12 protein-coding genes and 1 pseudogene are annotated in these 14,357 nt (G+C 68.1%); 9 read left to right on the top strand and 4 right to left on the bottom strand.

From position 1 onward, the window contains the following. Positions 1-44 precede the first annotated feature (44 nt). Entirely contained in the window at positions 45-467 is a 423-nt protein-coding gene (locus tag CRP45_RS17155) for a DUF3052 domain-containing protein (RefSeq protein WP_097246119.1), read from the bottom strand. A gap of 117 nt (positions 468-584) precedes the next feature. After that, on the bottom strand, positions 585-1,169 hold the full coding sequence (locus CRP45_RS17160) for a hypothetical protein (RefSeq protein ID WP_245910180.1): 585 nt from the start codon (positions 1,167-1,169) through the stop codon (positions 585-587). A 368-nt stretch (positions 1,170-1,537) separates the two neighbouring features. Between CRP45_RS17160 and aceE the strand changes: the two genes are divergently transcribed. The 8 genes from aceE (at position 1,538) to CRP45_RS17200 (ending at position 10,938) form a co-directional block, all read left to right on the top strand. Next, positions 1,538-4,342: a pyruvate dehydrogenase (acetyl-transferring), homodimeric type gene (aceE, locus tag CRP45_RS17165; protein ID WP_218841167.1), complete on the top strand. Its 2,805-nt coding sequence runs from the start codon at positions 1,538-1,540 to the stop codon at positions 4,340-4,342. An 11-nt stretch (positions 4,343-4,353) separates the two neighbouring features. Next, positions 4,354-5,688, top strand: a complete 1,335-nt coding sequence (locus CRP45_RS17170) for a PucR family transcriptional regulator (protein WP_067786044.1) — start codon at positions 4,354-4,356, stop codon at positions 5,686-5,688. A gap of 128 nt (positions 5,689-5,816) precedes the next feature. Continuing rightward, the gene (locus tag CRP45_RS17175; protein WP_097245904.1) at positions 5,817-6,731 is read left to right on the top strand and encodes an ACP S-malonyltransferase; all 915 of its coding nucleotides are present in this window, start codon (positions 5,817-5,819) and stop codon (positions 6,729-6,731) included. A gap of 124 nt (positions 6,732-6,855) precedes the next feature. Continuing rightward, positions 6,856-7,155 carry a meromycolate extension acyl carrier protein AcpM gene (gene acpM, locus CRP45_RS17180; protein ID WP_040688302.1) on the top strand — a complete coding sequence of 100 codons (300 nt, stop codon included), beginning with the start codon at positions 6,856-6,858 and terminating at the stop codon, positions 7,153-7,155. Between the two features lie 9 nt (positions 7,156-7,164). Continuing rightward, positions 7,165-8,415, top strand: a complete 1,251-nt coding sequence (locus CRP45_RS17185; protein ID WP_067786040.1) for a KasA/KasB family beta-ketoacyl-ACP synthase — start codon at positions 7,165-7,167, stop codon at positions 8,413-8,415. A 123-nt stretch (positions 8,416-8,538) separates the two neighbouring features. Further along, on the top strand, positions 8,539-9,972 hold the full coding sequence (locus tag CRP45_RS17190; RefSeq protein ID WP_067786039.1) for an acyl-CoA carboxylase subunit beta: 1,434 nt from the start codon (positions 8,539-8,541) through the stop codon (positions 9,970-9,972). A 69-nt stretch (positions 9,973-10,041) separates the two neighbouring features. Beyond that, a complete protein-coding gene (locus CRP45_RS17195) occupies positions 10,042-10,272 on the top strand; it encodes a hypothetical protein (protein ID WP_097245905.1) in 231 nt (76 codons plus the stop codon). Between the two features lie 168 nt (positions 10,273-10,440). Further along, positions 10,441-10,938 (top strand): winged helix-turn-helix transcriptional regulator, encoded by a 498-nt coding sequence (locus CRP45_RS17200; protein ID WP_067786036.1) that lies wholly within the window; start codon positions 10,441-10,443, stop codon positions 10,936-10,938. Here the strand turns inward: CRP45_RS17200 and CRP45_RS17205 are convergent. Then, the gene (locus CRP45_RS17205; protein ID WP_097245906.1) at positions 10,928-11,623 is read right to left on the bottom strand and encodes a nitroreductase; all 696 of its coding nucleotides are present in this window, start codon (positions 11,621-11,623) and stop codon (positions 10,928-10,930) included. The genes CRP45_RS17200 and CRP45_RS17205 overlap by 11 nt on opposite strands. Before the next feature lie 231 nt (positions 11,624-11,854). Between CRP45_RS17205 and CRP45_RS35135 the strand changes: the two are divergent. Beyond that, positions 11,855-12,472 (top strand): annotated as a pseudogene (locus CRP45_RS35135) (Eco57I restriction-modification methylase domain-containing protein); the annotation flags it as partial. 1,077 nt (positions 12,473-13,549) lie between these two features. Here the strand turns inward: CRP45_RS35135 and CRP45_RS17215 are convergent. Continuing rightward, the gene (locus tag CRP45_RS17215; RefSeq protein ID WP_067786032.1) at positions 13,550-14,167 is read right to left on the bottom strand and encodes a TetR/AcrR family transcriptional regulator; all 618 of its coding nucleotides are present in this window, start codon (positions 14,165-14,167) and stop codon (positions 13,550-13,552) included. Between the last annotated feature and the right edge of the window lie 190 nt (positions 14,168-14,357).

Genomic DNA, 14,357 nt, shown 5'->3' on the forward strand with positions numbered 1-14,357 from the left:
ACCGGGCGGCGACGACACCGCCCGGCGAAACCATAGCGAAAGGGTCAGCGCTGCTTCGACGGCGCCTTGGGCTGGACGAGACGACTGCCGGTCCAGCCGCCGAGGCTGATCGCCGAGGTCTGCGTCAGACCCGCGGTGGGTGCGGCTTCCGCGATCTCGCTCGGGTCGACGTGCCCAGGCTGACCGGTCTTGGGGGTGAGGACCCAGATGAAACCGTCGTCGGCGAGCGGGCTGATGATCTCCATCAGCTCGTCGGCGAGGTCACCGTCGCCCTCGCGCCACCACAGCAGCACGGCGTCGACCACCTCGTCGGAGTCCTCGTCGACCATCTCCCCACCGCTGGCGTCCTCGACATCAGCCCTCAGGTCGTCGTCGGTATCCTCGTCCCAGCCCAGTTCCTGGACAACCATGCCGTGTGTAATGCCAAGCTTCTGAGCGTAGTTCTGCGCGTCCGCCGCGGCGACCACGGTGGTGTCCTCCTCAACTCCCGACAATAGATAGTTGCAAGCGAACATGGTTATCGGCTCGAGCGCAAGCCGATCGGCCGAAAATGATCACCGAATGTCGCGTCGGCCGCCGTGTCGTCAGCGTTTCGGGCACGCGTCGCGGACCGCGTTGCGCGCGTCGTTCACCCGTTTGCTGGCCTCGTTGAGCGGACCGACCGGCGCGGTGTAGGTCATGGTGCGGGTCTCCGCTGCCAACGCGCGTGCGGCGGCGACGTATTCGTTGAGTTTCGCGACGAGGTCGTCGGGCAGCGCGCCCGCCGCGGTGTTCACTCCGGTCTCGACTTTCGTCGCCGCGTCCTCGAGGGTTTGCGCGGCCAGATCGCGCTTGGCGGCGTAGTCGGGAGCGTTGGAGTCGTGCGCGTCGACGAAGGCGTTGTAGGTCGTCACGCCGACGCCGGTGGTGGTGGGGAACTGCGCGCAGTTGTCGTTGATCGCCTGCGCTTGCGCCGCGGCCCGCCGCGAGGAGGTGGCCGCGGCCGACGAAGCCGCCGCCTCGGTCTTGTACGCGGCTAGCTCCGAAGTGTTCGGCTGGGCGCTGCCCGCCACCCGGTCGGCGCAGCCCGCGACCGTCAATCCGGCCGCGACCGCGGCGGTCGCGCACACCAGTCCGAACCCGCGTGGGTTCAGCAGCTTCATCGTCCTCCCCGCTCTTGTTTCGTCCATCGGCGGTATTCGAAAAACAGGTGGTCAGGCCAGCTGGGCGACATCCGGTTCCCGGCGCGTACCGGGGCAACTGGGGAGTAACCCTTTTCTTGCAAACGGTACTGGATTTCCTGCTGACATGATGACCTGGGACGCATCCTCGGCAAGGATGGAGGGTGCGCCCGAACCTTACGTAACGGGTGGTCCGCCCACCAGCGCGCCCGCCCGGGGAAACAGACGCCATCAGCTTGTCCACCCCTGTACGAGGAGCAGATTTGACCGACCTGATCGACTCTTCCGTTCCAGCGAAATCCGCTGGAACCAATGCCGCCCCCGCCCCCGCCACGGGCCGCGAATCGAACGGTTCGCAGCCGCAGTCGGGTGGACGTGTGCGGGTGATCCGCGAAGGGGTGGCGTCCTACCTGCCGGACATCGACCCGGAGGAGACGAGCGAATGGCTCGAGTCCTTCGACGAAATGCTCGACCGCGAGGGCCCCGGCCGGGCCCGCTACCTCATGCTGCGCCTGCTGGAGCGAGCCGGTGAGCGCCGGGTCGCCATCCCCTCGCTGACTTCGACCGACTACGTCAACACCATTCCCACCGAGAACGAGCCGTGGTTCCCCGGCGACGAAGAGGTGGAGCGGCGCTACCGGGCCTGGATCCGCTGGAACGCGGCGATCATGGTGCACCGCGCGCAGCGGCCCGGCATCGGCGTCGGCGGACACATCTCGACCTACGCGTCCTCGGCGGCGCTGTACGAGGTCGGCTTCAACCACTTCTTCCGCGGCAAGAACCACTCCGGCGGCGGCGACCAGATCTTCATCCAGGGTCACGCCTCGCCCGGCATCTACGCGCGCGCCTTCCTGGAGGGCAGGCTCAGCACCGACCAGCTCGACGGTTTCCGGCAGGAGTACAGCCACGGCGGCCTCGGCCACGGACTGCCCTCCTACCCGCACCCTCGGCTGCTGAACAACTTCTGGGAGTTCCCGACGGTGTCCATGGGCCTCGGCCCGATGAACGCCATCTACCAGGCGCGGTTCAACCACTACCTGCACGATCGCGGCATCAAGGACACCTCCGACCAGCACGTCTGGGCGTTCCTCGGCGACGGCGAGATGGACGAGCCGGAGTCGCGCGGCCTCGCGCACGTGGCGGCCATGGAGGGCCTGGACAACCTGACCTTCGTGGTGAACTGCAACCTGCAGCGCCTCGACGGCCCGGTGCGCGGCAACGGCAAGATCATCCAGGAGCTGGAGTCGTTCTTCCGCGGCGCGGGCTGGAACGTCATCAAGGTGATCTGGGGCCGCGAGTGGGACGCGCTGCTCGGCGCCGACCGCGACGGCGCGCTGGTGAACCTGATGAACACCACGCCCGACGGTGATTTCCAGACCTACAAGGCCAACGACGGCGCCTACGTCCGCGACCACTTCTTCGGCCGCGACCCGCGCACCAAGGCGCTCGTGCAGAACATGTCCGACCAGGACATCTGGAATCTCAAGCGCGGCGGTCACGACTACCGCAAGGTGTACGCCGCCTACGCCGCCGCGATGGCACACAAGGGTCAGCCGACGGTCATCCTGGCCAAGACCATCAAGGGCTACACCCTCGGCAAGCACTTCGAGGGCCGCAATGCCACGCACCAGATGAAGAAGCTGACGTTGCAGGATCTGAAGGACTTCCGCGACCTGCAGCGGATCCCGATCACCGACGCCGAGTTGGAGAAGGATCCGTACCTGCCGCCGTACTACCACCCGGGTATGGAGGCGCGCGAGATCCAGTACATGCTGGATCGGCGCCAGGCGCTCGGCGGGTTCCTGCCCGAGCGACGCAGTATGGCGAAGCCGCTGCAACTTCCGGGCGACGAGGCGTACCGCTCGGTGCGCAAGGGCTCCGGCAAGCAGAACGTGGCCACCACGATGGCGCTGGTGCGCCTGATGAAGGAGTTGTTGCGCGACAAGGAGATCGGCAAGCGGATCGTGCCGATCATCCCCGACGAGGCCCGCACCTTCGGTATGGACTCGTGGTTCCCTTCGTTGAAGATCTACAACCGCAACGGTCAGTTGTACACATCGGTCGACGCGGAATTGATGCTTGCCTACAAAGAGAGCTCGGTCGGGCAGATCCTGCACGAGGGCATCAACGAGGCCGGTTCGACGGCGTCGTTCACCGCGGCGGGTACCTCCTACGCGACCCACGGCGAGCCGATGATCCCGCTGTACATCTTCTACTCGATGTTCGGCTTCCAGCGCACCGGCGACGGACTGTGGGCCGCCGCGGACCAGTTGGCGCGCGGTTTCGTCCTCGGAGCTACCGCCGGGCGAACCACGCTGACCGGTGAGGGTCTGCAGCACAACGACGGCCACTCGCTGCTGCTCGCCTCCACCAATCCCGCTGTGGTGACCTACGATCCGGCCTTCGCCTTCGAGATCGCCCACATCGTGCGCGACGGTCTGCGCCGGATGTACGGCGGAGGCACGACGCCGCCGCATCAGGCGGCGCTGCCGGGCACCGAGCCCATGGAGCGGCCGGACACCGACACCTTCGGCGGCGAGGACATCTTCTACTACATCACCCTCTACAACGAGCCGTACCAGCAGCCCGCCGAGCCGGAAGGCCTGGACGTCGCCGGTCTGCTGAAGGGCATCTACCTGTACCGGCGCGGGGGCGAGGGCGACGTGCGCGCCCAGATCCTCGTCTCCGGCGTCACGGTGCCCGACGGCCTCCGGGCGCAGGCGCTGCTCGCCGAGGAGTGGGGTGTGCAGGCCGATGTCTGGTCGGTGACGTCGTGGGGCGAGCTGCGCAAGGAGGCGCTGGCCAAGGAGATCGCGGCGCTGCGCAAGCCGGGCGAGGATTCGGGCGTTCCGTACATCACCGAGGCGTTGTCGCGGGTCGAGGGCCCGTACGTCGCCGCAACCGACTGGATGCGCGCCGTGCCCGATCAGGTGCGCAAGTGGGTGCCCGGCGACTTCACCACCCTCGGCACGGACGGTTTCGGCTTCTCCGACACCAGGCCCGCGGCGCGGCGCGTCTTCAACGTGGACGCGCAGTCGATCGCGGTCGCGGCGCTGGAAGGGCTGGCGCGGACGGGCAAGATCGACGAATCGAAGGCGGTGGAAGCGGCCGCGAAGTACCGCATCGATGATGTGGACGCCGCGCCGAAGGCAGCCGTGAGTTCGGACGAAGATCTCGCATAGCGGAATATTGGATGGTGGAACGTAAACCGCCGCGGCCTCGTCGGATCACCGAAGGCTCCTCCGAGCACGAGGTGTATCTGCCGACCGGCGCGCTCTCACCGAACCGGCAAAACCGCGACCCGCTCCCGGACACGCTGCTCAAACGGGTGAAGCAGTTCTCGGGACGGCTCTCCACCGAGGCGGTGGGGTCGATGCAGGATCGCTTGCCGTTCTTCGCCGATCTGGACGCCGCGCAGCGCGCCGGCGTGCAGATGCTGGTGCAGACCGCGGTGGTGAACTTCCTGGAGTGGCTGCAGGACCCCGACAGCGACATCCGGTTCAGCCTGGACGCGTTCCAAGTCATTCCGCAGGATCTGGCGCGGCGGCTGACGCTGCGCCAGACCGTCGACATGGTGCGGGTCGCCATGGAGTTCTTCGAACAGTGGCTGCCCGCGCTCGCGCGCAACGACCGGCAGCTGGTGGCGCTCACCGAGGCGGTGCTGCGATACGGGCGCGAGCTCGGTTTCGCGGCCGCCTCGGTGTACGCCAGCGCCGCGGAATCGCGCGGCGCGTGGGACACCCGCCTCGAGGCGCTCGTGGTGGACGCGGTGGTGCGCGGCGACACCGGCCCGGACATGCTCTCCAGGGCGGCCACCCTGAACTGGGACGCCACCGCGCCCGCCACCGTCCTCGTCGGCACGCCGCCGGGGGAGCAGGGCGTCTCGTCGGTCGGTTCGGTGCATGCCATCGCGGCACGGCACGGGCGCGCGGCGCTCGCGGTCGTGCAGGGCACCCGATTGGTGATGGTGGTGAGCGGACATCTCGGCGACGCCGGGTACGTCTCGCCGTTCCTCGCCGATTTGCTCGCCGAAGTGTTCTCGGACGGTCCGGTGGTCATCGGCCCGACCACCCGGACCCTGGGCGCGGCGCATGCGAGCGCCGTGGAGGCGTTGGCCGGTATGGAGGCCGTGGTCGGCTGGCGCGGGGCGCCGCGGCCGGTGCACGCGGCGGAGTTGTTACCCGAACGCGCTTTGTTGGGCGATCGAGGTGCGATCGACGCGCTGAACGAGTATCTTGTCCTCCCGTTGGCCGCCGCTGGTTCGGCGCTCGCGGACACCCTCGATGCCTATCTGGATTGCGGGGGAGCCGTCGAGACGTGCGCCCGTCAGCTGTACGTCCATCCAAATACCGTTCGCTACCGACTCAAACGGATCGCCGAGATAACGGGCCGGGATCCGATGAATCCGCGGGACGCATACGTACTCCGGATCGCAGCAACAGTGGGTCGTTTGACACGAACGCGTAACGAATCGACAACTCCAAGCCCAGAGGCAACTCCGGTACCAATCGGTCACGAGGGCCTGTAACGCCGAAGGCGAGTCGGTCGATCGGTCCGACCCACGTGGGATTTTGTGGGACTCCCACAAAACGCATCGGAAAGCTTCATTCGCGCCGACATCTCTTGCGGCGGGGCTCACAGTGTTTTCTTAGAGACGTGATCGCGTTGTTCGCCCCTGGACAGGGGTCCCAGACACCCGGCATGCTCGCGCCTTGGCTCGACCTTCCCGGCGCGAATGATCGCCTCGCCCTGTGGTCCAAGGCCGCAGGCCTCGACCTGGTCCGTCTCGGCACCACCGCGACGGCCGAGGAGATCGTCGACACCGCCGTGACCCAGCCGCTGGTGGTCGCCGCCGCGCTGCTGGCGTACGCGGAGATCGAACAGGATTCGCTTCCTGCCGCTACGATCATCGCGGGACATTCGGTCGGCGAGTTCGCCGCCGCCGCCGTCGCCGGGGTGATCAGCTCCGACGAGGCGGTCACCCTGGCCGCCATCCGCGGTAGGGAGATGGCCAAGGCGTGCGCGCTGGAGCCGACCGGAATGTCCGCGGTGCTGGGCGGCGACGAAGCCGCTGTCCTCGCGCGACTCGCGGAACTGGACCTCGTTCCGGCCAACCGCAACGCGGTGGGCCAGATCGTGGCCGCGGGCAAGCTGGACGCCCTCGCGGAACTCGCCGCGAACCCGCCGGAAAAGGCGCGGGTTCGGGCGCTGTCCGTGGCGGGCGCCTTCCATACCGCGTTCATGGCTCCGGCCCAGGACGCGGTGGCGGAGGCCATCGCCAAGATCACGCCCAAGGACCCGACCCGGGTGCTGCTGTCGAACTTCGACGGGCAGCCGGTCGCCTCGGGCAAGGACGCGATCGAAAAGCTCGCCGCACAGGTCACCCGACCCGTGCGCTGGGATCTGTGCACCGAGACCGTCCGACAGGCCGGTGTCTCGGCGGTGGCGGAGCTGCCACCGGCCGGAACCCTGGTCGGCATCGCGAAACGAGAGCTGAAGGGCACGCCGAACCTGGCGCTGAAGACCCCTGAGGACCTCCCCGCGTTGGCCGAACTGTCGACCTCCGGCTAGCTTTCCTCCGCGACCGCGCATCGAAAAAATGCGAGGTCGTGACCGAACCGACGGTAACCCCCGGCGGCCTCGGCCCGAAAAACACAGAAGAAGCCCTACAAAGTAACAAGAAGGGAGCCACCAAGTGGCCGCTCTGACCCAGGAACAAATCGTCGAGGAACTCGGCAAGATCATCGAAGAGGTTACGGGCATCGAGCCCTCCGAGGTGACCATCGAGAAGTCCTTCGTCGATGACCTGGACATCGACTCGCTGTCCATGGTCGAAATCGCTGTGCAGACCGAGGACAAGTACGGTGTGAAGATCCCGGACGAGGATCTGGCCAGCTTGAAGACGGTCGGCGACGCTGTCGCCTACATCCAGAAGCTCGAGGCCGAGAACGCTGAGGCGGCCGCGGAGCTCAAGGCCAAGTTCGACGCCGAGTAGGGCCGAAAAGTGACCACTCCTTCCACCTTGAACGGGAATTTCCCCAACGTCGTCGTAACGAGCCTGGCGGCGACCACGTCGATCGCGGGCGACGTCGATGCGACGTGGAAGGGACTCCTCAACGGCGAGAGCGGCATCGACGTTCTCGAGGATTCCTTCGTCGAGGAATACGACCTGCCGGTCCGCATCGGCGGCCACCTGAAGGTCAACCCCGACACCCTGCTGAGCAGGGTCGAGATCCGTCGCATGGCCTATGTCGAGCGACTCGCGACCGTCCTCGGCCGCGAGGTGTGGAAGAACGCCGGCAGCCCTGAGGTCGATCCCGACCGTCTGGGTGTGGCGATCGGCACCGGTCTCGGCGGCGGCGACGCGCTCATCGACTCGGTCGACAAGCTGAAGAACGGCGGCTACCGCAAGATCTCGCCGCTCGCTGTTCAGATGGTCATGCCGAACGGGCCGTCGGCCTGCGTCGGACTCGAGCTGAAGGCCCGGGCAGGAGTGGTCACTCCGGTCTCGGCGTGCTCGTCCGGATCGGAAGCCATCGCCAACGCGTGGCGGATGATCGTGATGGGTGACGCCGACATGGTCGTCACCGGTGGCGTCGAGGGCTACATCGACTCGGTGCCGATCGCGGCGTTCTCCATGATGCGCGCGATGAGCACGCGCAACGAGGACCCCAAGGGTGCGTCGCGTCCGTTCGACAAGGACCGCGACGGCTTCGTCTTCGGCGAGGCCGGTGCGCTGCTGACCCTCGAGACCGAGGAGCACGCCAAGGCGCGCGGTGCCACCATCCACGCCCGTCTGCTCGGCGCGGGCATCACTTCGGACGGCTTCCACCTGGTCGCCCCGGATCCCGAAGGCACCGGCGCCGCCCGCGCGATGACCCGCGCGATGCAGACCGCAGGCCTGTCCAAGCAGGACATCACGCACATCAACGCGCACGCCACCGCCACGCCGATCGGCGACACCGCGGAGGCGAACGCGATCAACAAGGCTGTCGGCAACCACCCCTCGGTGTACGCGCCCAAGTCGGCGCTCGGCCACTCGATCGGCGCCGTCGGCGCGCTCGAGTCCGTGCTGACCGTGCTCAGCATCCGGGACGGCATCGTTCCGCCGACGCTGAATCTGGAGAACCAGGACCCGGAGATCGACCTCGACGTGGTGAAGGGCGAAGCCCGCCGCCAGGAGATCGAGTACGCGATCAACAACTCCTTCGGTTTCGGTGGGCACAATGTCGCGCTCGCCTTCGGTCGCGCATAGCCGCCCGACTGACTGCAACAACGATCCCCGGTGGGGTCGGCCAGTACCCCTGGTCCGACCCCACCGGTGGTTCGACATACGCAGCCGCGGTAGCGGCACTCTCTTGATTGAGGAGAAAACGCGATGACAATCATTGCTCCCGCGTTTCAGCCGGAAACAGCGACCGATCCGCGTGACCCGCTTGGCCGGCTCCAGCGTTTCTTCGATCCCGGCACTGTTCTTCCGCTGCACCCGCGCGACAAGTCCGGCGTCCTCGCCGCGATCGGCGAGGTGGACGGCGTCCGTACCGTGGCCTACTGCTCCGACGCGACCGTCATGGGCGGCGCTATGGGCGTCGAGGGCTGCAAGCACATCGTCGACGCGATCGACACCGCCATCGATTCCGGCGTTCCCGTCGTAGGTCTCTGGCACTCCGGTGGCGCCCGGCTCGCGGAGGGCGTCGAGGCCCTGCACGCGGTCGGCCTGGTCTTCGAGGCCATGGTTCGCGCGTCCGGTCTCGTCCCACAGATTTCCGTGGTGCTCGGCTTCGCGGCCGGTGGCGCCGCCTACGGTCCCGCACTCACCGACATCGTGATCATGGCCCCCGAGGGCCGGGTCTTCGTCACCGGCCCCGACGTGGTGCGCAGCGTGACCGGCGAGCAGGTCGACATGGCGACCCTCGGCGGTCCGGAGACGCACGGCAAGAAGTCCGGCGTGTGCCACATCGTCGCCGACGACGAGGCCGACGCGATGCACCGCGCCCGTCGCCTGGTGTCGATGTTCGCCGAGCAGGGCGAGTTCGACCTGACCGCCGCCGCGCACGGCGACGTCGACCTGAAAGCGATGCTGCCGGAGTCGGCCAAGCGCGCCTACGACGTCAAGCCGCTCGTGCACGAACTGCTCGACAATGTCGACGGCGAGTCCACGTTCGAGGAACTGCAGGCCGGATACGCCCGCAGCATGGTCGTCGGCCTCGGCCGTCTCGGCGGACGCACCGTCGGCGTGCTCGCCAACAACCCGCTGCGCCTCGGCGGCTGCCTGAACTCCGAGAGCGCCGAGAAGGCGGCTCGGTTCGTGCGGCTGTGTGACGCGTTCGGCATCCCGCTGATCGTGGTCACCGACGTGCCCGGCTACCTGCCCGGCGTCGGCCAGGAGTGGGAGGGCGTCGTCCGCCGTGGCGCGAAGCTGCTGCACGCCTTCGCCGAGGCCCGCGTTCCGCGCGTCACCCTGGTGACCCGCAAGATCTACGGCGGCGCCTACATCGCCATGAACGCCCGCTCGCTCGGCGCGACCGCGGTGTACGCGTGGCCGGGGTCCGAGGTGGCCGTGATGGGCGCCAAGGCCGCGGTCGGCATCCTGCACAAGAAGGCACTGGCCGCCGCTCCCGAGGAGGAGCGCGAGGCGCTGCACGAGCGGCTCACCGCCGAGCACGAGAAGATCGCGGGCGGCGTCGAGCGCGCCATCGCGATCGGGGTGGTGGACGAGGTCATCGACCCGGCCAAGACCCGCAGTGTCATCGCCGCCGCGCTGGCCGCCGCGCCCGCGCGCAAGAGTCACCACAAGAACATCCCGCTGTGATGTGAGGACTCCGCTCGGGCCCCGGGAAACCTCCCGGGGCCCAAGCTTTTTCGCTCGAAGGAGACCGTCGTGCCGGAACGCTACGAGGTCGGCAAGGTACACAGCTGCGAGTTCTGCGACACCGAGGAACAGACGATCGGTTCCCGCGCCGCCCTCGCGGACGCGCAGTCGCTCGCCGAGCAGGACGCGCACCGGCCGCTGGAGTGGCGTCGCGTGCTGGAGGCCGAGCCGTGGCCGTTGCGTGCCGATCCGGAGGACGGGCACTTCCAGTACGTCATCCACCGGCGGACGGACGCCTGATTCGGACGCGGGCGTACCTCCGCGTTCGCCGCGGCCGGGCGTGTTCGACGACGGACCGCATCCGACAGCGCCCGCTGGGCGTACCTTCGCCTTCGCTCCGGCCGTGCGCGGGCTGAGGGCGGACTGCGTCCGACAGCGCCTGCCAACGGGGCTGGGTAGCATCGAGGGATGCGTTACGAGGATCTTGCCGACGAGCCGTGTTCGATCACGCGGCCGCTGGTGGTTCTCGGTGACCGGTGGACGTTGGTCATCCTCAAATACGCGTTCTCCGGCATTCGCCGGTTCAACGGCTTTCAGAGCGCGCTCGGCATTTCCCGCAGCAGGTTGCAGGATCGGCTCGACCGGCTGATCGAGCACGGCATTCTGGTGAAGCGACCGGCCGCGGTCGGCGCGCACGAGGAGTATCGGCTCACCAAGAAGGGGCACGACATCTACCCGATCCTGATGGCGATCCGGGATTGGGGCGACACCTACATGGCGCCGGACGGGCCGCCGGTGCACTACCGGCACCACGACTGCACCGGCGAGGCGCACGTGCGACTCGAATGCGACTCCTGCGGAAGCGAAATCGCCGCCCGCGACGTCAGCCCCGAGCCGGGGCCGGGGCTGACCGGGGCGGATCACCGGGTCGCCGGGCCGCTGAGCGGTGGTTCGATCAGTCGGTGAACCAGGTCGCGACCCGATCGGTTTCCGCACGGCGGGTGCGGAAACCGTTCACGGGGTGGTCGCTGTCGGGATAGCCGAACGAGATGGCGGCGACGATTCTCCGGTTCTCGGAGAGCTCGAAATACTCACGCAGAAAAGGGGAGTACGAGGCGAGAGCCGCCTGCGGTGCGGCGCCGAGACCGAGGCTCTGGGCCGCAAGCAGGAAGGTGCCGATGTAGAGGCCGCAGTCGACGGCGCCGTAGACGCCGAGATCGGCCTCGGTGCTGATGATCGCGACGTGCGGGGCGTCGAACAGTTCGAAGTTCCGCATCGCTTGTCGCATGGTGCCCGCCTGATCGCCCTTGACGATTCCGACGCTCTCGTACAGTTGCAGGCCGCATTCGCGCCTGCGGTCGCGGTAGACGCCGGTGTATTGCGCGGGAAACGCGAAATCCGGTGCGGCGGCGGAATTTTGGATGTGCTCCAGCAGCTCCTTGCGGAATCGGTCGGTGGCGGCGCCTTCGGTGACCGCGACCTGCCACGGTTGGGTGTTGCACCAGGAGGGGCTGCGCTGGGCCGCCCGCAGCAGGGCCTCGATGGTCGGGCGCGGCACTCGCTCCGGCCGGAACTGTCGGCAGGTCCATCGCTCGTCGAGGATCTGGGTCAGGGTCGCGAACGCGTCGGTGGGCGCAATGGTCGGGCTCATGAACCCGTCTCCTTCGGTTGGTTCTATTTCGAGACTAAATGCTAGCGGGTATGGTCTCATTTCGGAACTGGGCTGAGGTCTCTCGAACTGTGGCGGGGATCCATCAGCGCGTGCACGCTCCGCTGATGCGCGGGCTCGATGGACGCCGCACGGCTGGGCCACCGCCGACGACGCGCGCGGGTTCCGGGCATCAGCACTCCCTCGGCTCTCCGGCGAGGCACAATCCCACCCATGGGTTCGCACACCCGCGCCGCGCGGGAGCGCAAACGGCATGGGCGGCACTACACCCCGCCCGCGCTGGCGCTTTTCCTCGCTCGGCGGTTGCTCGCGCATGTGCCGCGCCCGAGCACGGGTGGCGAACTGCGCGTGCTGGATCCGGCGTGCGGTGACGGGGAACTCTTGCTCGCCTTGCATCGGGAAGCCGCAGCCCGCCTTCCCGGCGTCCGGCTCCGGCTCACCGGGTACGACTTGGACGAAGCAGGGCTCGCCGTGGCGCGGACGCGGGCGATGGTGGAGGGCGTCCAAGTCGACTGGCGCGCGGGGGACTTCCTCGCCGACGCCGTGGACCTGGACGACAGCTCGTTCGACGCGATCATCACCAACCCGCCCTACGTGCGCACCCAGCAGCTCGGCGGCGCCACCGCGCAGTTGCTGAGCAGGCAGTACGGGCTGCGCGGTCGCATCGACCTCACGCACCCTTTCGTCGCCGTCGCGTCGCGGCTGCTCACTCCGGGTGGCGCGTTGGGTTTGTTGTGCGCCAATCGTTTTCTGACGACGAAGGCGGGTGCGAACATTCGCGCCATCCTGCTCGGTGAACTGTCCCCGGTCGAGCTCTACGACTTGGGCGACACCAAGCTCTTCGCGGCCGCCGTGCTGCCCGCTGTCACCATCGCCACCCGGGGCCGTGGCGGTCCGGTGTGCCGTCACGTCTCGGCCTACGAGGTGCCGTTCGATGAAATACTGTGCCCTACAGATCTTTTCGATGCACTCATCGCGGAGTCCGGCTCCTTGGTCAGGCACAACGGGCGGACCTTCGCGGTCGAGGTCGGCACCCTGTCGACGGGCGCGTCGGTAAGTGCCGCCGCGCACGGCCGAAGCGGGAGTACACAGTCCGCGTGGCGGATGTCGCGGCCGAGCGTGGATTCCTGGCTCGCTCGCGTCGGCGCGGGGACTTGGCGGAGCTTCGGTGAGGTCGCCCGCATTCGGGTCGGCATCAAGACGACCGCGGACCGGGTGTTCATCTCCGATCGCTGGGCACAGGTGCACCCGCGACCGGAGGCCGAGTTGCTGTTGGAGCTGATCACCCACCACGATCTGGCGCCGTGGCGGATCGAGCGGGCCGCCGACACTCGCGTGCTCTATCCCTACGACACCGCCGCTCCGCGCCGTGTTCCGGTGGACCTGCGCGAATTCCCCAGTGCGGCAGCGTATCTGCGGGATCACGAGTCCACGCTCGCCGCGCGCAAATACCTCACCGACAGCGGCCGCGAGTGGTTCGAGATCTGGGTGCCGCAGCGACCCAACTTGTGGCGGGTGCCGAAACTGGTGTTTCCCGATATCAGCGAACGGCCGCGTTTCGCGCTGGACCGGTCCGGCGCGGTGGTGAACGGGGACTGCTACTGGATCTCGCTCGAGGATCTCGGCGCCGCCGAGGTGGCCGAGCGGCTGGCGTATCTCCTTATGGGCGTGGCGAATTCGGCACTCGGTCTGCGCTATTACGACGCCGTGTGCGGCAACCGCCTGTACTCGGGCAGGCGGCGGTGGATCACGCAGTACGTGTCCCGGCTGCCGCTGCCGGATCCCGACCGGGCGGCATCCCGGGAGATCGCGGCGCTGGTCGCCGAGCTCGTCGACGGCGACGGCACGCCCGACGACGCCGCGCGGCACCGGCTCGACGAGCTGGTGAACGCGGCGTTCGGGTTGAACTCAGGCGGACGCGCGGACGCCGACCATGGGCAGCAGGGTGCGCCGGGCGAACGCGCGACCGGCTTCCGCGTCGCCGAGCGGAATGAGCCCGTCGGGGGTGAGCGCCAGCGAGAGCGCCAAGCGGGCCATGATCTCGGCGACCAGATCGGCGTCGAAGTCGGCGTCCCCGGCGCGTAGCTCGCGCAACTTCTCCGCCAGGTACGCGCGACCGACGGCCAGGATCGGACCGCCCTCGGTGGTGAGTCGCGGCAGGATCAGGTCCGGCTCGGTACGCAGCAGCCTGCGCAGCAGTTCGTTGCCCGCGATCGCCGTGATGAAGGCGACGAAGATCTCCACCAGCTGGTTCTCGGTGCCCTCGACGGTGCGCACCCGCTTGTCGATCTCGGCGACGAAGCGCTGCGCCTCCCGCACGCTCACCGCCTCGACCAGGTCGTTCTTCGATTCGTACCGCCGGTAGAGGGTCGCGGGGCTGATGCCCGCCCGGCGCGCGATCTCGCCCATGCTGGTGCGCTTGATCCCGAAGTCCAGGAACGCCGAGAGTGCGCTCTCCAGGAGTTTCTCGCCGTCGGAAACGGGCTTGTCGAGGATGCGCTGGAGCATGGACGGAACGGTGGGCATCGATTCTCCAGTCGTTCGCGCGGAAACCGGTGCGCTGCGGCGCCGCGACGGTGCGGGTGATGGACGTTCATTATTTCACCAGCGCGCGAGGTGGGGGTCGGAGATTCCGCGAAGGTGTGAGACCGGGCGGAATGGAAGTCCCGGACTTCGGCCTCGGGTGCAGCAGGCCGCGGCGCATGAGCGATCGGGC

Source organism: Nocardia amikacinitolerans, from assembly GCF_900215415.1.
In the GTDB taxonomy this organism is placed as follows: Bacteria; Actinomycetota; Actinomycetes; order Mycobacteriales; family Mycobacteriaceae; genus Nocardia; species Nocardia amikacinitolerans.